The following is a 17,511-nucleotide window of genomic DNA, read 5'->3' on the forward strand; positions in this document are numbered from 1 at the left end:
CCGATGCGGTCGCTGCGACCCCATGAGCGGCAATATCGGCGCGCCGGACGCGCGGGCTCCGGCCCGCGGATGCTCGCCGAGGAAACGCCGGTGGCGCTGTCCTTTAATGGCGTGACCCAAGCCGTGATGATGGCGACGCCCTCCGATCTGGAGGATTTCGCCGTCGGGTTTGCGCTGAACGAGGGGCTGGTCGCTGACGCCAGCGACATCGAACAGCTCGAGGTTGTCGAGGTCGAGGACGGTGTCGATCTCCAGATCCGCGTCAGCGACGAGATCGGCGAGAGGCTGGCGAAGCGCCGGCGCGCCATGGCTGGTCCGGTCGGATGCGGTCTGTGCGGGGTGGAGAGCATCGCGGAAGCCGTGAAGCCGCGCCGCGCCGTCGACAGCGACTTCAAGCTCGCGGCCGACGACATCGCCCGCGCCATGGCAGAGCTGACGAAGGTTCAGCCGATGAACGCCGAATCGGGGGCCGTGCATGCCGCCGGGTTCTGGACACCGGGCAGCGGCCTGGTATTCGCGCGCGAGGATGTCGGCCGGCACAACGCGCTCGACAAGCTTGCCGGCGCGCTTGCGCGCTCGGATGTCGATGCGGGCGAGGGCGCCGTTCTGCTGACCAGCCGGGTCTCGCTGGAGATGATCCAGAAAACGGCCGCGATCGGCGCTCCGATCGTGCTCGCCATTTCCGCGCCGACCGCGCTTGCGGTGCGCACGGCGCAAGACGCCAATGTCACGCTCGTCGCCGTCGTTCGCGACGAGGACCACGAAATCTTCACGCATCCGCGCCGGATCGCCCATGGAGAGATTGCCGATGTCGCCTGACAAACTCGTTCGCATGGCCAACCAGATCGCCACCTTCTTCAGGTCGAAGCCGCATGACGAGGGCGTGGTCGGCGTTGCCGAGCACATCTCCAATTTCTGGGAGCCACGAATGCGCGCCCAGTTGTTCGACGCCCTTGCGAAAGGCGGCGAGGGGCTCGATCCCCTGGTGCTAGAAGCCGCGGACCGTATCCGCCCGGTTCGCGAAAACGCCTGACAATCTGACCGCGCCAGACAATTGGCGACGTAACGGAATGTGCCGTCGTGCCGCGGCGCATTCCCGCGTCCGCCTGTTTTTTTGCATTGCGAAGGCTTGAAGCTTGGCCGGAACCGGTGTGAAGTGCGGTCAGCGGCCAAATCAAAAGTTCTGCCCGAAAGGGAAGTAGCGATCATGCCGAGGTGTGCATAAGCCGGAATCATCCATGATGAAGCGGCTTTTTCGCCAATATTCGGCGCTCCGATGTTTGGAGCGGGGGATTCAACCCGGATCGTGATGGTGCGTGGTCGCGGTCGTGTGAACGTTCCTCGCCCGGTGTCACCGGCTGGAATGTTGCGATGCGAAGTCCCGTTCCCGGCGGGGCTTGCACGGCCGATGCGGGTGCAAGCGGTTCAGGAGCAGCGAAGACAGCATGTCCACAGATGCCCAATCAGCTGAATTGACCGGCCCTGCCGTTTCGGTGCCATCCATACCCCAGGAGCAGATCGTGGAGATCTGCGAAACCTACGCAAACGATCGTCACCGGATGCTCGACATCCTGCTCGACGTGCAGGACCGGTTCCGCTGGATCTCGCCCAAGGTGATGGAGACTGTCGCCCGCCAGACGGGCCTGTCACGGATCGAGGTCGAGGGTGTCGCCAGCTTCTACTCCTTCCTGTCGCAGACCCCGAAGGGGCGCGTGACGATCCGGCTCTGCAACGACATTGTCGATCGCTATGCCGGGCTGGAAGAAGTGGCCAAGGCGTTCGAGGAGGTGCTCGGCATCAAGGTCGGGCAAACCTCCAATGACGGCGCCTTTTCGCTGGAGTACACGCCCTGTATCGGCATGTGCGACCAGGCACCGGCGGCGATGGTCAACGATGTCGTCCTGACAAAGCTCACCGCCGAGACGGCGCGGTCTGCCGCCGAGGCGCTGAAGGCGGGAACGTCGCCTTCGAAACTTGTGAACGAGCGCTTCGACGACCTGACGGCCCATGAGCAGGCCACGCGCATGGTGGACAACAACATCCGCCATGCCGGCGAGGTGCTGCTTGGCCCGGTTCCGGAAGAGGCAGGCCTCGGCAAGGCCGTCGGCCTGACGCCAACGCAGATCATCACCACGGTCGAAAACAGCGGCCTGCGCGGCTGCGGTGGCGCGGGCTTCACCACCGGCAGGAAATGGCGTTTCGCGGCGAGCGAAAAGGCGGAAAAGACCTTCGTGCTCTGCAATGCGGACGAGGGCGAACCCGGCACCTTCAAGGACCGGGTCCTGCTGACGGAACGTCCGCATCTCTTGTTCGAGGGCATGACGATTGCCGCCCGGGCCGTCGGCGCCAAGGAAGGCATCCTCTATCTGCGCGGCGAATATGTCTATCTGCGCAAGCTGCTGGAAGGCGTGCTGGCGGAGCGGCGACGGCGCGGGCTGCTCGGCAAGGACATTCTCGGGGTCGCGGGTTTCGACTTCGACATTCGCATCCAGCTCGGCGCCGGTGCCTATATCTGCGGCGAGGAGGGGGCGCTGATCAGTTCCTGCGAGGGGCTGCCGGGCGAACCGAAGACGCGGCCACCCTTTCCGGTCAATCGCGGCTATCTTGGCTATCCGACCGTTGTCAACAATGTCGAGACGTTCTGCCACGCCGCGCGCATTCTCGATCGCGGGGCGGAGTGGTTCCACGCTATGGGGACGGAAGGCAGCCACGGCACCAAGCTTCTGTCGGTCTGCGGCGACTGCCTCAATCCCGGCATCTACGAATTGCCCTACGGCCACACCGTCTGGGAGCTTCTGGAGATGGTCGGGGACGAAGACGCCGCCGCCGTACAGGTGGGCGGTCCGAGCGGCACGATGATCGCGCGCGACAGTTTCCATCGGCGGCTGACCTTCGACGACCTGGCGACTGGCGGCGCGGTGATCGTCTTTTCCGGCGAGCGCAACATCCTGGAGATCGTCGAATATTACATGTCGTTCTTCGTGCATGAGAGCTGCGGCTACTGCACGCCTTGCCGGGTGGGGAACGTGTTCCTCCAGAAGGCGATCCAGAAATTCCGCAAGGGCCTCGCGAATGCCGAGGACATCGAGTACCTGAAGGAGCTTTCCGGGACAATTATCGAGACCAGCCGCTGCGGGCTGGGGATGACCTCGCCCAATCCCATCCTGACCACCTTGAAGAACTTCCCGCTGGTCTATTCGGCGATGACCAAGCCGTCGAAGGACCGGATCCGGGCGACGTTCGACATCCAGTCGGCGATCGATGACGCCCGCAGAATCGCCAAGCGGCGGTCCTACATCTTCGACAAGGATTTCAGTCAATGAGCGGCACGGAGAAAGAGACCGGCTTCACCTTCACCATCGACGGTGTCGAGGTGACGGCGCATGCCGGCCAGACCATCATGGAAGCCGCCGACGAGGCGGGTGTCTACATTCCGCGCCTCTGCGACCACGAGGGGCTGCGCCACCAGGGCGGGTGCCGGGTGTGCACGGTAAAGGCGGGCGGGCGCAGCGTCGCGGCCTGCACCCAGCCGGCAGCGCCGGGCCAGGCGGTCGAAAACGAAACGCCGCATCTGAGCAAGCTGCGCCGCGACCTGGTGGAAATGCTGTTCCACGAGGGCAACCATCTGTGCCCGATCTGCGAGGCCAGCGGCAATTGCGAATTGCAGGCCATGGCCTACCGGCTGGAAATGGTCGAGCCGACCAAGTTCCCCTACCTTGAGCCCTGCCGGGCGCTCGACGCGTCGCATCCCGACATCGCGCTCGACACCAATCGCTGCATCAGTTGCGGCCGTTGCATTCGCGCTTCGCAGGACGTCGATGGCAAGGGCGTCTTCGGCTATGTCGGTCGCGGAATTCATCGGCGCGTCGCCGTCAATGGCGAGAACCTGGCGCATACCGACGCCAAGGTGACGGATCACGCGATCTCCGAGGAAGTGTGCCCGGTCGGCTGCATCATCCGCAAGCGTGTCGGCTTCGTGACGCCGATCGGCGAGCGCGAATTCGACAAGGGGCTGATCGGCCACGAGATCGAGGAGAAGCGCCATGACTGAGCTTCCCAAGGCCCGGATCGCCACGGCGTCGCTGGCGGGCTGCTTCGGCTGCCACATGGCGATCCTGGACATCGACGAGCGGCTGATCGAGCTGATGAAACTGGTCGAGGTGGACCGGTCGCCGCTGACCGACATCAAGCGCTTCACCAAGCGCTGTGACATCGGCATCATCGAAGGCGGGTGCTGCAACGAGGAGAACGTGCATGTGCTGCATGATTTCCGGCGCAATTGCGATATTCTGATCTCGATTGGCCAATGTGCGATCATGGGCGGCCTGCCGGCCATGCGCAACGCGATCATGCATTCGGACGCGCCGCTGCGCGAATGCCTGGAAGAGGCCTACATCACCGGCCGCTACATCCGGAACACGACGCACGACATTCCGAACGACCCGGCGCTGCCGCTGCTGCTCGACGAGGTCTATCCCTGTTCGGACGTCGTTGAGATCGACTACCAGATCCCGGGCTGCGCGCCGACCGGCGACATCATCTTCGAAACGCTGGCGAAGCTGCTCACGGGCAAGTTCCGCGGTTTCGAGCGCGAAATGATCAAGTTCGACTGACGGCTGGAGAGAGACATTGGGCGAACCAAGACTGATCGAGATCTCCCCCGTGACCCGTGTCGAAGGGCACGGCAAGGTCACCATCCACCTCAACCGCGACAACGAGGTCGACGAGGCGCGGCTGCACATCGTCGAGTTCCGCGGTTTCGAGCGCTTCATTCGCGGCCGGCTGATGTGGGAAGTGCCGGTGATCGTGCAGCGGCTCTGCGGCATCTGCCCGGTCAGCCACCATCTCGCCGCGGCGAAAGCCATGGACATGATCGCCGGCGTCGACCAGTTGCCGCCGACGGCGGAGAAGATGCGCCGGCTGATGCATTACGGTCAGGTGATGCAGAGCCATGTGCTGCATTTCTTCCATCTGGCGGCTCCAGACCTGTTGTTCGGCTTCGGCGCGCCGGCGGCCAAGCGTAACATTTTCGAGGTGCTGAAGGAGCAGCCGGAACTGGGCAAGCGCGCCGTGCTCATGCGCAAGTTCGGGCAGGAAATCATCGAGGCGACGGCGGGCAAGAAGGTACACGGCACTGGCGCCATTCCGGGCGGCATCAACCGCAACCTGTCGATCGAACAGCGCGATCATTTTCTCAAGACGATCGACGAGATGGAAGCCTGGGCGCTGGATGCGCTCAATCTCGCGCGCGACTACACGCTGGAGCACGAGGACCTGATCGCCGAATTCGGCACGTTCCCCTCCAACTACATGTCGCTGGTGCGCGAAGATGACGGCGCGCTCGACCTCTATCATGGCAATCTGCGCGCGGTGCGGTCGGATGGTGGCGCGATCTTCGATCAGCTTCCCTATCCGAAATATCATGAGGTGCTGATCGAGGACGTACGCTCCTGGTCCTACATGAAATTCCCGTTCATCAAGGAACTCGGGCCGGAAGCGGGCTGGTATCGCGTCGGGCCGCTCGCGCGCATGAACACGGCGAGCCATATCGACACACCACTCGCCAACAAGGCGCATCAGGACCTGAAGGCGGTGACTGGCGGTTCGCCGAACAATTCGACGCTCGCCAATCACTGGGCCCGCATGATCGAGGTGCTGCATTGCGTGGAGAAGATCCGCGACCTCCTCAACGATCCCGATCTTCAGGGCACCGATCTCGTCGCCAAGGGCGATCGTCGCGACGAGGGCGTGGGCGTGATCGAGGCGCCGCGCGGCAATCTCATCCACCACTACAGGGTCGATGAGCACGACCAGGTCACCTATTGCAACCTGATCGTCTCGACGACCCACAACAACGAGGGCATGAATCGCGCGGTGAAGGACGTCGCGGTGAAGCATCTGTCGGGCAAGGAAGAGATCACCGAAGGCATGCTCAACCATGTCGAAGTGGCGATCCGCGCCTATGACCCCTGCCTGTCCTGCGCCACGCATGCGCTTGGACAGATGCCCCTGCAGGTCGAGCTCTTCGACGCCGACGGGACGCTGGTCGACCGTCAGGCGCAGTGCATGTGAGGTGACTTGGAAATCCGGAAAGCCTTGTTGATCGGCTACGGCAATCCCGGGCGCGGCGATGACGGCCTCGGGCCGGCCTTCTCCGAGGCGATGTCGGCGCGCGCGCTTGCGGGCTTGGACGTCGATACGGACTACCAGCTTGTCGCCGAACATGCGCTGGCGGTCGCCGACCGGGACCTTGTGGTCTTCGCCGATGCGCTGATCGGTTCAGGCGAACCGTTTCGCTTCGAACGCGTCGCGCCGGGCCGGCCGGAGGTGCTGGGCAGTCACAGTCTGCGCCCGGAGACCGTTCTGGCGCTCGCCGACACGCTCTATGGCGGAACGCCCGAGGCCTATGTGCTGGGCATATCGGGCTATGAGTTCGGCGAGGTCTGGGAAGGGCTGTCGGGCAGGGCCGAGGCAAACCTCGAGGCGGCGAAGGCCTTCTTTCTCTCCTGGTATGAGGATACACTCAGCCGACCGGTCAGCGTCCATGCATGAGATGTCGATCTGCGAGAGCATTCTCGACCTGATCAAGGAACAGGCGCGTGCGCAGGATTTTTCGGGCGTGAGGCGGATCAGTCTCGAGATCGGGCCCTTGGCCGGTGTCGAGATCGAGGCACTGAAGTTCGGTTTCGACGTGGTGATGCGCAATTCGCTGGCCGAAGGCGCGGCGCTGGACATCATCGAGACCGAGGTGCGGGCGACTTGCCTCGACTGCGGCACGGAAGCGAGTATCGAGGAAAGGTTCGATCCGTGTCCGAATTGCGGTTCGCACAATCTGAAGGTGACGAGCGGCGATGAGTTGCGGATCAAGGAACTGGAGGTGAACTGATGTGCACGACGTGCGGATGCGGCAGCGACGGCGCCCGAATCGAAGGGTCGGCGCATGGCCATCATCACCATCACGATCATGACCATGGCGATCACAATCGCACGCTGCAGCTCGAACTGGACATTCTTGCCAAGAATAACGCCTATGCGTCTGAAAACAGGTCGTTTTTTGCCGATCGCGGCGTGCTGGCGCTCAATCTCGTCTCAAGCCCCGGCTCGGGCAAGACCGCGCTTCTGGTGAAGACCATCGAATTGCTGGGCGGGCGGCTGCAGAGCTTCGTGATCGAAGGCGACCAGCAGACCACCAACGACGCAGACCGCATCCGCGCGACGGGCGCGCCGGCCGTGCAGATCAACACCGGCAAGGGCTGCCATCTCGACGCGCACACGGTCGGCCATGCGCTGGAGACGCTGGCGCCCGTCGAAGGCTCCGTGGTGTTCATCGAGAATGTCGGCAATCTCGTCTGTCCGGCCGCATTCGATCTCGGCGAGGCGCACAAGGTCGCCATCCTCTCGGTCACCGAGGGCGAGGACAAGCCTTTGAAATATCCCGACATGTTCGCAGCTTCCGATCTCGTCCTCCTCAACAAGACGGATTTGCTGCCGCATCTCGATTTCGACATCGCCGCCACCGTCGCCAATGCCCGAAAGGTCAATCCGCAGATCAAGGTCCTGCAGGTTTCGGCGCGCACGGGCGGCGGGATGGACAGCTGGATCGCCTGGCTGATGGCTGCGCGGGGCATGGTGCTGGCCGGCCATCCGCTCGGCACGGCGGCGGAATAGGAGCGGCGGCATGTGTCTTGCGATCCCGGCAAAGGTCACGGCCCTTGAAGAGGGCGAGATGGCGGTCGTCGCGCTGGAGGGCGTGAAGAAGCGCATCTCCGTGGCGCTGCTCGACGAGGTCGCGGTCGGCGACTACGTGCTGATCCATGTCGGCTATGCTCTGCATCGGTTGAGCGAGGAGGAGGCGCAGCGCACGCTGGCCCTGATGGCCGAGGCCGGCATTCTTCAGGAGGAACTGGCCGAAATGGGCGAGGGCGCGGCATGAAATATGTCGACGAGTTCCGCGACCGGGCGCTCGCCGACAAGCTCGCCCGGCAGATCGTGCAGGAGGCGCTGCCGGAGCGCGACTATCACTTCATGGAATTCTGCGGCGGGCACACCCACGCGATCTTTCGCTATGGTGTTCAGGACCTGATGCCCGACAATGTCGAGTTCGTGCACGGGCCGGGCTGTCCGGTGTGCGTCCTGCCGGTGCGGCGGCTCGACGACGCCGTGGAACTGGCCGAGAAGCAGGGCGTGATCCTGTGCTCCTATGGCGACATGATGCGCGTGCCGGGCACGAAGCAACGCTCGCTGATCCGCGCCAAGGCCGACGGCGCGGACATTCGCATGGTCTATTCGACGCTGGACGCCCTGAAGATCGCGCGCGACAATCCGGACCGGCAGGTGGTGTTCTTCGCGATCGGGTTCGAGACCACGACGCCGCCGACCGCCGTCGCGATCCTGCAGGCGCAGGCCGAGGGGCTCACCAATTTCTCCGTCTTCTGCAACCATGTGCTGACCCCTGCAGCGATCGGGCACATTCTGGACTCGCCGGATTTCGCGCCGGGCGGGCCGGCGCGCATCGACGGTTTTCTCGGGCCCTCGCATGTGAGCGCGGTGATCGGGTCCGCGCCCTATGAGGCCGCGGCGAAGAAATATGCCAAGCCGGTGGTGATCGCGGGCTTTGAGCCGCTCGACGTCATGCAGTCCGTCCTGATGCTGATCCGCCAGGTCAATGAAGGCCGCGCCGAAGTGGAGAACGAATACACCCGCGTCGTCACGCGCGAGGGCAACCGCAAGGCGCAGGCACTGGTGGACAAGGTGCTCGAATTGCGCCCGAGCTTTGAGTGGCGCGGGCTGGGCGCTGTGGCCGACAGCGCGCTTTCCATCCGTGATGCCTATGGCGAATTCGACGCCGAGAGGCGCTTCGCCATCTCCAAGAAGCAGTCGCGCGAGACGAAATCCTGCGAATGCCCCGCCATCCTGCGCGGCGTGAAGAAGCCGACCGACTGCAAGCTGTTCGGCACGGTGTGCACGCCGGACAATCCGATGGGCTCCTGCATGGTGTCATCGGAAGGCGCCTGCGCGGCCTACTGGACCTACGGCCGGTTCCGGGCGCCTGTGCGGGAAGCGGAAGTCGCATGACCTTCGCCGACAGGGCTTCCGCGCGCCTCTCCGGCAGAGTGGACATGACGCATGGCGGCGGCGGACGGGCCATGGCGGATCTGATCCGTGATCTGTTCCGCCGGCACCTTTCCAATCCGATCCTCGACGAGGGCGACGACGCCGCGCTGTTTGACATGCCGCAGGGGCGGCTCGTCATGGCGACGGACGGGCACGTGATCTCGCCGCTCTTCTTTCCGGGGGGCGACATCGGCGCGCTTGCCGTGCATGGCACGCTGAACGACATCGCGATGAGCGGCGCGCGACCGCTCTACCTGACGGCCGGATTCATCCTCGAGGAGGGGTTTCCGCTCGCCGATCTGGACCGCCTCGTCGCTTCGATGGCGCGCGCCGCCGAGGAGGCTGGCGTGCCGGTCGTGACAGGGGATACGAAGGTCGTCGAAAAGGGCAAGGGCGACGGGGTATTCATCACCACAACCGGCCTCGGCGTGGTGCCTGAAGACGTGCATGTCTCGGCCTCGCGGGCGAAGCCGGGACAGGCGATCCTGCTGTCGGGATCGATCGGCGATCATGGCGTCGCGATCCTGTCGAAACGCGAGAACCTGGAATTCGAGACCGAGATCCGGTCCGACACGGCCGCACTGCACGGGCTGGTCGGCGCCATGATCGAGGCGGTGCCGGGCATTGCGGTGCTGCGCGATCCGACTCGTGGCGGGCTGGCGGCGACGCTGAACGAGATCGCGCATGCGGCGCGGGTCGGCATGCTGCTGGACGAGGCGGCAATCCCGGTGAAGCCGGACGTGGCCGCGGCCTGCGAACTGCTCGGCCTCGATCCGCTGCATGTGGCCAATGAGGGAAAGCTGGTCTGCTTCTGCGCGTCGGAGGATGCCGAGACGTTGCTCGGCGTCATGCGGGCGCATCCGCTCGGGCGCGACGCGGCGCTGATCGGGCATGTGCGCGAGGACGACGCCAGCATGGTGCAGATGACGACCAGCTTCGGCGGCAGCCGGCTCGTCGATTGGATCGCCGGCGAGCAATTGCCGCGGATCTGCTGACGCCTTGCCGGTTGTCGGGTGGAGAATTCGCGTTCGTGGCGTGGTGCAGGGCGTCGGCTTTCGCCCGCATGTCTGGCGATTGGCGCGGGACGACCGGCTGGCCGGCCAGGTGCTGAATGACGGCGCCGGAGTGGTGATCGAGGCGTGGGGCGCGGCGGCCGCGCTGGAGAGTTTTCTCAGGCGCCTGCGCGAGGCACCGCCGCCGCTGGCACGGATTGACGCCATCGAGCGCGAGGCGTTGGGCGGCGCGCCGCCCTATCCGGATTTTCGCATCGTCGAAAGCCGGGAAGGGGCGGTCTCCACCGGGGTCGTGCCGGACGCGGCGACCTGTCCGGAATGTCTCGCCGAGATCTTCGATCCCGCCAACCGGCGCTACCGCTACGCCTTCACCAACTGCACCCATTGCGGACCGCGGCTCTCGATCATCCGGGCGATCCCCTATGACCGCGCGAACACCGCGATGGCGGGTTTCACGATGTGCGCGGAGTGCGCGGCGGAATATGGCGATCCGGCGGATCGCCGGTTCCACGCCCAACCCAATGCCTGCCCGGTCTGCGGGCCGCAACTGTGGCTGGAGGACAGGCGAGGGCCGATCGAATGCGACGATCCGATCACCGAGGTGGCGGAGCGGCTGACCGCGGGCGGGATCGCGGCCATCAAGGGGATCGGCGGCTTCCACCTGGCATGCGATGCGCGAAACGAGGGGGTTGTTGCGGAGTTGCGCCGGCGCAAGCGCCGGGAGAGCAAGCCGCTGGCGGTGATGGCGCGAAACGTGAGTCAGATCACGGGCTTCTGCGCAATTTCTCCTGCTGAACTGGAGCTGCTGGGAGGGCCCGCTGCCCCGATCGTGCTTCTCGACAAAGTCGAAGACATGCTCGCTCCGAGCGTGGCGCCGGGGCAGGGCCGCATCGGCGTCATGCTGCCCTACACGCCCCTGCATCATCTCCTGATGGCGGCGGTGGAGGGGCCTTTGGTGATGACCAGCGGCAATCTCTCCGAAGAGCCTCAGGCGACCGCCAATGAGGATGCCCGCGCCCGGCTTTCCGGGATCTCCGATTGCTGGCTCATGCATGACCGCGACATCGTCAATCGGCTGGACGATTCCGTGATGCGGCTTGACAAGCCTGGCCCGCAGATCCTGCGCCGGGCACGCGGATTGGCGCCGGACCCTCTGCCGCTGGCCAGCGGGTTTTCCCATGCCCGGCTTCTGCTGGCGATGGGCGGCGAATTGAAGTCGAGCTTCTGCCTGTTGAAGGACGGTCAGGCGATCGTCTCACAGCATCTCGGCGATCTGGAAGAGGCAGCGACGCATGCCGATTACCGCAAGGCGATCGGGCTTTTTCGGGACACCTTTCGCTTCGAACCCGAATGTGTCGCGGTCGATCTGCATCCCGATTATCACTCCACCCGGTGGGGCGAGGCGCTGGCCGAGGAGACCGGCGCGAGGCTCGTGCGCGTGCAGCATCATCATGCGCATCTTGCGAGTTGCCTCGCGGAGCATGGCATGGAGCCGGCCGATGACGCGACGCTCGGTATCGTCCTCGACGGCCTGGGTCTCGGAACCGACCAGACGATCTGGGGCGGTGAGATCCTTCTCGGCGGCTATGGCGGATTCCAACGGGTCGGGCATTTCGCGCCTGTGGCGCTGCCGGGTGGCGCCCAGGCGATGCGCGAGCCGTGGCGCAATACGGTGGCGCATCTCGCCGCCGCTTTCGGTGAGGACTGGCAAGGCCGGATTGCCGGGACCACCGTTGCGCGCATGTTGGCAGAAAGGCCGGTCGCGATGATCGAGCAGATGATCCGCCAGGGCGTGAATGCACCGCTTTCCTCCTCGGCAGGACGTCTGTTTGACGCGATGGCCGCCGCGCTTGGTGTCTGTCCGGATCGGCAGGGGTATGAGGGCGAGGCGGCGATGGCACTCGAGGCGCTAGCTGCGCCGCACCTCCGGCATGCAGGCCCCTATTCAATCGATGTGGAGGCGGAGGGCGGACCTCGAATCATCGCGTGGCATGACTTATGGGCGGCAGTGATCGACGATTTGAACTCAGGCGTGGAGACAGGCGTGATCGCCGCGCGGTTTCATCTGGGCCTCGCGGACATGCTTGCACGCGTCGCGACGGCGATCGCCGAAGCGGCCGGTATCACACGCCTCGCCTTGTCCGGCGGCGTCATGCAGAACCGCATCGTGCTCGAGTCCCTGCACGGCGCATTGACCGAACGGGGTTTTGAGGTTCTCACGCAGTCGCGCGTGCCGGCCAATGATGGCGGCCTGTCGCTGGGCCAGGCGGTCGTCGCCGCCGTAAGTGACCAAGGGGAATAGCGGATTCTGCTTGGCGGCGAGGCGGCTTGCCACTAAGCACGGGCGGCCATGACTTCGTCCGCCACTCCTCCGCGATCATCCGTTCTGACCGCCGTCCTCTGGATGGTGGGGGCGCACGCCTCCTTCGTCTCGATGGCGGTGTCCGGGCGCGCGATCCAGTCCGAACTGAACACGTTCGAGCTGATGGCCTATCGCTCTGTGGTCGGGTTCATCCTCGTCTGCGCGATCATCGCCATGTCCTCGGACGGTTTCAGGCAGGTGAAGACAACCCGGCCGGGCCTCCATGTGCTGCGCAACCTGTTTCATTTCACCGGCCAGAACCTCTGGTTCTACGGCATCACCGTCATTCCGCTCGCGCAATTGGTGGCGCTTGAATTCAGCAGCCCGATCTGGGTCGCGTTGCTCGCGCCACTGATGCTGGGCGAGAGCATGACCCGGGCGAAGTTCATCGGCGCGCTGATCGGTTTTGTCGGCGTGCTGGTCGTCGCCCGGCCCGGGATCGCACCGCTCGATCTCGGCCATTTCGCCGGTCTCGGCGCCTCCATCGGCTTCGCGATGAACACGATCTTCACCAAGAAGCTAATGCGCACGGACACGACGCTGAGCGTGTTGTTCTGGATGACGGCAAGCCAGGCGGTGATGGGCTTCGCGCTGGCGGCGCCCGGCGGCGTGACGATGTTCTCGCTCGGCATGACGCCGTGGATCATCCTCGTCGGCGTCGCCGGACTTTCCGCGCATCTGTGCCTGACCAATGCGCTGCGCCATGCGCCGGCGACCATCGTCGCGCCGATGGAATTCGCGCGCCTGCCGGTGATCGCCGTGATCGGTATGATCGTCTACGGCGAACCGCTGGAGTTCGCCGTCTTCGCGGGTGCCGCGCTGATCCTGGCCGGCAACCTCTACAATATCATCGGCCAGAGACGGGCGCGGACGCGAGCGGCCTGAGGCTGCTCAGTCGAGTTCGCCCGATTCGCGCATCTTCTCCCAGCCTTCCTCGATCTGGTCGGGGACCAGCGGGTGGGACAGCAGGTAATCGGCGGTCGAACCCTCGTGGCGCTGGCGGGCAAGCGCGATGGTGCTGTCCCATTCCTGCGGCTCGGCATCGCCACGACCGATCCAGTAGAGCGCGACGAGAGCGTCCTGCTGGTCGTCATTGAGGCCTTCGATCTCCTGCACGAGTTCCGCGCGGGTGAGGTCGCCGGACTGCTCCTGAAGTGCTGCCGGGATCTCGTCGTCGGTGGGGTTTCCGCCGGGATCGGAGATGTCGGTTTCCTCACGCGCCATGAGCGCGCGCATCCGAAGGATCAGGTTTTCCAGTTCTCCGCTGTCGACTGCGATATCGGCCATCGGACCCTCCACTTTCTCAATTGCGGTGGACGGAGCTTAGAGCGCGTCCGGCCGTTTCCCTTGATTTCAGTCAAGCGCGCGCGATCACGCGGCTGCGGCGCCGGCAGCCTGCAGAATCGGCTCGATGCTGAAATGAAAGTCCTTGTCGATGGAGTAGACGACCCCGTCGGCAAAGGGCTTCCAGTTCTCGCCGCTGATCGGTTCGGAGGCGATCTCGATGGCGCGATAGTCCTGCCCGCTTTCGTGCTGAACATGCTTGCGTCCGCAAATGCCGCAGACGGTGACCTCGGTGCGGACAAGGTGCCAGAGCGTCCGCCCGTAGCGCGAGCCGACAAGCTGTTCACCGTCGGTGAGGACGATGTTGAGGGCCGGGGGTTCCTCGACCTGGACCGATTGCGACCACTGGATGATCCGTTGCAGGCCGCGGCCCACGGTCTGTTGCAGCGGCGTTTCCGGGTGACGCATGTGCAGGGAGAGAAGATAGTAGAAGATGTGCTCGCTGTCGGTCACGCCCTTAATGTCGTTGCGCAACACCGGATCGATGTGCTCGATCATCAGATCGCGCACGTCCGCGAAATGGGGAACGGTGCCGTTATGGGCGAAGATCCACCGTCCGTTTCGGAAGGGATGCGTGTTCTCGACGGAGTGGCCGCCGACCGTCGCATGGCGCACATGCGCGACGACGGTCTTCGCATAGACGCGGGCCGCGGTCTTGCGGAAATGTTCGCCGTGCCAGGCCGCCCAGGTCTGCTTCTCGATCAACGGAACGGTGTCGGCATAGTCCGCGACGCCCCAGCCATGGCCGTGGGCCAGGCCCTCCGCGTCGCCGATGCTCTGTTGCATGAGCGCGTTTTGCGCATGGACGAGACTGCATTCGACGCGGGTCGGTTCTGTCGCGCGCATGGCGTATAGGCGGCACACGGTGTGGTCTCCATTGATTCAGGACGCCGTCATTTGGCGTGCCATATTCGGCTGTGCGTTGAGCGATATCAACAATTTCCTCGGGCACATAGCGTCCCGTTGCGGAATGGGGCGTCCTGATTGTGGGACGGGCGCATTGGCCGGTGCGTTCATGGCGCATCGGAGTCGATGTTGCGCCGCAATAAACTCTTGCCTTTAGAAATCCGATCGGCATGCTAGTCCCGTTAAAGGGGACACTGCCTTGCTCGATTTCGCCATTGCCTGGGATTGGCTCACCTTCGCCGCGCGCTGGCTGCATGTCGTCACCGCGATCGCCTGGATCGGATCCTCCTTCTATTTCATCGCGCTCGACCTCGGGCTGCGCCAAAGGCCGGAACTGCCGGAAGGCGCCTATGGCGAGGAGTGGCAGGTTCACGGCGGCGGTTTCTATCACATCCAGAAGTATCTCGTCGCGCCTGCGCAGATGCCGGAGCATCTGACCTGGTTCAAATGGGAATCCTACGCCACATGGATGTCCGGCGCGGCGTTGATGGCGATGCTCTATTATGCGGGCGCGGATCTCTACCTCATCGACCGCAACGTGCTCGACGTGCCGGCCTGGGGCGGGATCGTGATCTCGCTTCTGTCGTTGACGATCGGCTGGATCGTCTATGACCGCCTGTGCAAATCGCCGATCGGCAAGAGCGACACAGGGCTGATGCTGCTGCTCTACGTGTTGCTGGTCTTCATGGCGTGGGGCTACACGCACATCTTCAGCGGCCGCGCGACCTTCGTCCATCTCGGCGCCTTCACGGCGACGATCATGACGGCGAACGTGTTCTTCATCATCATCCCGAACCAGACCAAGGTCGTCGCCGCGCTCAAGGCCGGCGAGAAGCCGGATCCGTCACTCGGCAAGGCGGCGAAGCAGCGCTCGCTGCACAACAACTACCTGACGCTGCCCGTCATCTTCCTGATGCTCTCCAACCATTATCCACTGGCCTTCGCCACGCCGTACAATTGGGTGATCGCATCGCTGATCTTCATCATGGGCGTGCTGATCCGCCACTATTTCAACTCCACGCATGCCCGCAAGGGCGAGCCCTACTGGACGTGGCTGGCGAGCGGAATCATCTTCGTTCTCATCATCTGGCTGTCGACGAACCCGATGCGCCATGTCGACGAGGAGGCGGCCCTGCCGACGCGCTCGGCGGAGCGTATGATGGCGTCCGCGCATTTCGAGGAAGCGCGAGACGTTGTCATGTCGCGCTGCTCGATGTGCCATGCCGCGGAACCCGCCTGGGACGGCATCCACTGGGCGCCGAAGCACGTGCTGCTCGACACGGATGCAAGCATCGCCAACCATGCCCGTGAAATCTATCTGCAGGCGGGTGTCAGCCACGCCATGCCGCCCGGCAATGTCACGGACATTCCGCCGGAAGAGCGCGCCACGCTGGTGCGCTGGTACAGGTCGCGCGGGGACACGTGAGCGCGACCGGTCTCTTTCGCGGCCGCCTCCTCTGGTTCGATCGGGAGCCGGAGGGTGCAGAGGACACGGCCGCCTTCCACTATGTCGAAGACGGCGCGATCGCGGTCGCGGATGGCCGGATTGCCTGGTCGGGGGATTGGTCCGACCTGCCGGAGGCATTCCGATCGGACGACTACTCGGATTATCGCCCGCATCTGATCGTGCCGGGGTTCATCGACTGCCACATCCATTTCCCGCAGGGCCAGGTCGTCGCCTCCTATGCGGGCAGCCTGCTGGAATGGCTGAACACCTACACCTTCGTCGAGGAGCAGAAATACGGCGACCCGACGCATGCGCAGAGCATGGCGGGCCGGTTCCTCGACATGTTGCTGGCGCATGGCACGACGACGGCGGTCGCCTACGGGTCCGTGCACAAGGGCTCGGTCGACGCGTTGCTCGGCGCTGCCGTGGCTCGGGACATGCGCATGATCGCCGGCAAGGTGATGATGGATCTCAACGCGCCGGAACCGCTCACGGACACGCCGCAGTCGGGCTATGACGACACCAAGGCGCTGATTTCCGAGTGGCACGGCAAGGCGCGCGTCGAGGTGGCGGTGACGCCGCGTTTCGCACTGACGTCGACCGAAGCTCAGATGGAGATGTCCGGGGCCCTGGCGCGAGAACACCCGGACTGCATCGTGCAGACGCATCTGTCGGAAAATCACCGCGAGATCGCCACGGTCGCCGAATTGTTCCCTTGGTCGAAGGACTACACCGACATCTATGACCATTACGGCCTGATGGGACCGAAGACGCTGTTTGGCCACTGCATTCATCAGGGTCCGCGCGAGATCGCGCGCATGTCGGAAAGCGGCTCCGTCGCGGTCTTCTGTCCGACGTCCAACCTGTTTCTCGGGTCCGGCCTGTTCGATCTCGACAAGATGCGGTCGGTTTCTCCGCATGTTCGCCACGCCGTTGCGACCGACATCGGCGGCGGCACCAACTGGTCGATGCTGCGGACGCTGGACGAGGGCTACAAGGTGCTCAACCTGCAGGGCCAGCGCTACCATCCGCTGCGTTCCTTCTACCAGGCGACACTCGGCAATGCGCAGGCTATCGGCATGGAGACGAGCATCGGCAAGCTGAAAGCGGGCTATGAAGCCGATTTCGTCGTTCTCGACGTTGCGTCCAATCCCGGCATGGCGCTGCGCGCCGAGACCGTCTCGACCCTTTCGGAAGAGTTGTTCCTGATGCAGACGATGGGCGACGATCGGGCCGTGGCTGCGACCATTGTGTCAGGTGTCACAGCGCATCGGCGCGACAAGGCCTAAACCAGGGACAAGTTCAGGGCCGGCGAGAATACAACA

18 protein-coding genes are annotated in these 17,511 nt (G+C 64.4%); 16 read left to right on the forward strand and 2 right to left on the reverse strand.

Translation table 11 applies throughout. The features are described 5' to 3' along the window. Window positions 1-3 precede the first annotated feature (3 nt). The 14 genes from fdhD to MRY80_RS14255 all read left to right on the forward strand — a co-directional run bounded on the left by fdhD (window position 4) and on the right by MRY80_RS14255 (window position 13,374). Window positions 4-819: a formate dehydrogenase accessory sulfurtransferase FdhD gene (fdhD, locus tag MRY80_RS14190; RefSeq protein ID WP_293291683.1), complete on the forward strand. Its 816-nt coding sequence runs from the start codon at window positions 4-6 to the stop codon at window positions 817-819. Next, window positions 809-1,033 carry a formate dehydrogenase subunit delta gene (locus MRY80_RS14195; RefSeq protein WP_293291684.1) on the forward strand — a complete coding sequence of 75 codons (225 nt, stop codon included), beginning with the start codon at window positions 809-811 and terminating at the stop codon, window positions 1,031-1,033. Before fdhD ends, MRY80_RS14195 begins: the two co-directional genes overlap by 11 nt. Before the next feature lie 487 nt (window positions 1,034-1,520). After that, a complete protein-coding gene (locus tag MRY80_RS14200) occupies window positions 1,521-3,323 on the forward strand; it encodes an NAD(P)H-dependent oxidoreductase subunit E (protein ID WP_293291685.1) in 1,803 nt (600 codons plus the stop codon). Further along, window positions 3,320-4,051: a 2Fe-2S iron-sulfur cluster-binding protein gene (locus tag MRY80_RS14205; RefSeq protein ID WP_293291686.1), complete on the forward strand. Its 732-nt coding sequence runs from the start codon at window positions 3,320-3,322 to the stop codon at window positions 4,049-4,051. Before MRY80_RS14200 ends, MRY80_RS14205 begins: the two co-directional genes overlap by 4 nt. Then, complete coding sequence (locus tag MRY80_RS14210; RefSeq protein ID WP_293291687.1) at window positions 4,044-4,613, forward strand: NADP oxidoreductase; 570 nt, start codon at window positions 4,044-4,046, stop codon at window positions 4,611-4,613. The genes MRY80_RS14205 and MRY80_RS14210 overlap by 8 nt, the downstream gene beginning before the upstream one ends. A 16-nt stretch (window positions 4,614-4,629) precedes the next feature. Then, a complete protein-coding gene (locus tag MRY80_RS14215; RefSeq protein WP_293291688.1) occupies window positions 4,630-6,072 on the forward strand; it encodes a Ni/Fe hydrogenase subunit alpha in 1,443 nt (480 codons plus the stop codon). A 6-nt stretch (window positions 6,073-6,078) separates the two neighbouring features. Next, the gene (locus MRY80_RS14220) at window positions 6,079-6,552 is read left to right on the forward strand and encodes a hydrogenase maturation protease (protein ID WP_293291689.1); all 474 of its coding nucleotides are present in this window, start codon (window positions 6,079-6,081) and stop codon (window positions 6,550-6,552) included. Beyond that, a complete protein-coding gene (gene hypA / locus MRY80_RS14225) occupies window positions 6,545-6,886 on the forward strand; it encodes a hydrogenase maturation nickel metallochaperone HypA (protein ID WP_293291690.1) in 342 nt (113 codons plus the stop codon). Before MRY80_RS14220 ends, hypA begins: the two co-directional genes overlap by 8 nt. Beyond that, window positions 6,886-7,668: a hydrogenase nickel incorporation protein HypB gene (hypB, locus tag MRY80_RS14230; protein ID WP_293291691.1), complete on the forward strand. Its 783-nt coding sequence runs from the start codon at window positions 6,886-6,888 to the stop codon at window positions 7,666-7,668. The genes hypA and hypB overlap by 1 nt, the downstream gene beginning before the upstream one ends. A 10-nt stretch (window positions 7,669-7,678) precedes the next feature. Continuing rightward, window positions 7,679-7,933 (forward strand): HypC/HybG/HupF family hydrogenase formation chaperone, encoded by a 255-nt coding sequence (locus MRY80_RS14235; RefSeq protein WP_293291692.1) that lies wholly within the window; start codon window positions 7,679-7,681, stop codon window positions 7,931-7,933. Beyond that, window positions 7,930-9,075, forward strand: a complete 1,146-nt coding sequence (gene hypD, locus MRY80_RS14240; protein ID WP_293291693.1) for a hydrogenase formation protein HypD — start codon at window positions 7,930-7,932, stop codon at window positions 9,073-9,075. Before MRY80_RS14235 ends, hypD begins: the two co-directional genes overlap by 4 nt. Further along, window positions 9,072-10,109, forward strand: a complete 1,038-nt coding sequence (gene hypE, locus MRY80_RS14245) for a hydrogenase expression/formation protein HypE (protein WP_293291694.1) — start codon at window positions 9,072-9,074, stop codon at window positions 10,107-10,109. The genes hypD and hypE overlap by 4 nt, the downstream gene beginning before the upstream one ends. Before the next feature lie 4 nt (window positions 10,110-10,113). Beyond that, window positions 10,114-12,429, forward strand: a complete 2,316-nt coding sequence (gene hypF / locus MRY80_RS14250; protein WP_293291695.1) for a carbamoyltransferase HypF — start codon at window positions 10,114-10,116, stop codon at window positions 12,427-12,429. Between the two features lie 48 nt (window positions 12,430-12,477). Beyond that, on the forward strand, window positions 12,478-13,374 hold the full coding sequence (locus MRY80_RS14255; protein WP_293291696.1) for a DMT family transporter: 897 nt from the start codon (window positions 12,478-12,480) through the stop codon (window positions 13,372-13,374). Window positions 13,375-13,380: 6 nt separating this feature from the next. Here the strand turns inward: MRY80_RS14255 and MRY80_RS14260 are convergent, their stop codons facing one another. Further along, window positions 13,381-13,776 (reverse strand): DUF3775 domain-containing protein, encoded by a 396-nt coding sequence (locus MRY80_RS14260; protein WP_293291697.1) that lies wholly within the window; start codon window positions 13,774-13,776, stop codon window positions 13,381-13,383. An 84-nt stretch (window positions 13,777-13,860) separates the two neighbouring features. After that, on the reverse strand, window positions 13,861-14,697 hold the full coding sequence (locus MRY80_RS14265) for a class II glutamine amidotransferase (protein WP_293291698.1): 837 nt from the start codon (window positions 14,695-14,697) through the stop codon (window positions 13,861-13,863). Window positions 14,698-14,938: 241 nt separating this feature from the next. Here MRY80_RS14265 and MRY80_RS14270 point away from each other — a divergent pair, with 241 nt between their 5' ends. Further along, complete coding sequence (locus MRY80_RS14270) at window positions 14,939-16,165, forward strand: urate hydroxylase PuuD (RefSeq protein WP_293291699.1); 1,227 nt, start codon at window positions 14,939-14,941, stop codon at window positions 16,163-16,165. Continuing rightward, entirely contained in the window at window positions 16,162-17,475 is a 1,314-nt protein-coding gene (gene guaD, locus MRY80_RS14275) for a guanine deaminase (RefSeq protein WP_293291700.1), read from the forward strand. Before MRY80_RS14270 ends, guaD begins: the two co-directional genes overlap by 4 nt. The last annotated feature ends 36 nt before the right edge of the window (window positions 17,476-17,511 follow it).

Source organism: Oricola sp., assembly GCF_022763245.1.
GTDB lineage: Bacteria > Pseudomonadota > Alphaproteobacteria > Rhizobiales > Rhizobiaceae > Oricola.

Bases quoted from the DNA above. Each gene is read 5' to 3' on its own strand.
- hypE (WP_293291694.1), top strand. From the start codon at position 9,072: ATGACCTTCGCCGACAGGGCTTCCGCGCGCCTCTCCGGCAGAGTGGAC.
- hypA (WP_293291690.1), top strand. From the start codon at position 6,545: ATGCATGAGATGTCGATCTGCGAGAGCATTCTCGACCTGATCAAGGAA.
- hypB (WP_293291691.1), top strand. From the start codon at position 6,886: ATGTGCACGACGTGCGGATGCGGCAGCGACGGCGCCCGAATCGAAGGG.
- MRY80_RS14260 (WP_293291697.1), bottom strand. From the start codon at position 13,776: ATGGCCGATATCGCAGTCGACAGCGGAGAACTGGAAAACCTGATCCTT.
- fdhD (WP_293291683.1), top strand. From the start codon at position 4: ATGCGGTCGCTGCGACCCCATGAGCGGCAATATCGGCGCGCCGGACGC.
- MRY80_RS14255 (WP_293291696.1), top strand. From the start codon at position 12,478: ATGACTTCGTCCGCCACTCCTCCGCGATCATCCGTTCTGACCGCCGTC.
- MRY80_RS14210 (WP_293291687.1), top strand. From the start codon at position 4,044: ATGACTGAGCTTCCCAAGGCCCGGATCGCCACGGCGTCGCTGGCGGGC.
- hypD (WP_293291693.1), top strand. From the start codon at position 7,930: ATGAAATATGTCGACGAGTTCCGCGACCGGGCGCTCGCCGACAAGCTC.
- MRY80_RS14235 (WP_293291692.1), top strand. From the start codon at position 7,679: ATGTGTCTTGCGATCCCGGCAAAGGTCACGGCCCTTGAAGAGGGCGAG.
- MRY80_RS14195 (WP_293291684.1), top strand. From the start codon at position 809: ATGTCGCCTGACAAACTCGTTCGCATGGCCAACCAGATCGCCACCTTC.
- MRY80_RS14205 (WP_293291686.1), top strand. From the start codon at position 3,320: ATGAGCGGCACGGAGAAAGAGACCGGCTTCACCTTCACCATCGACGGT.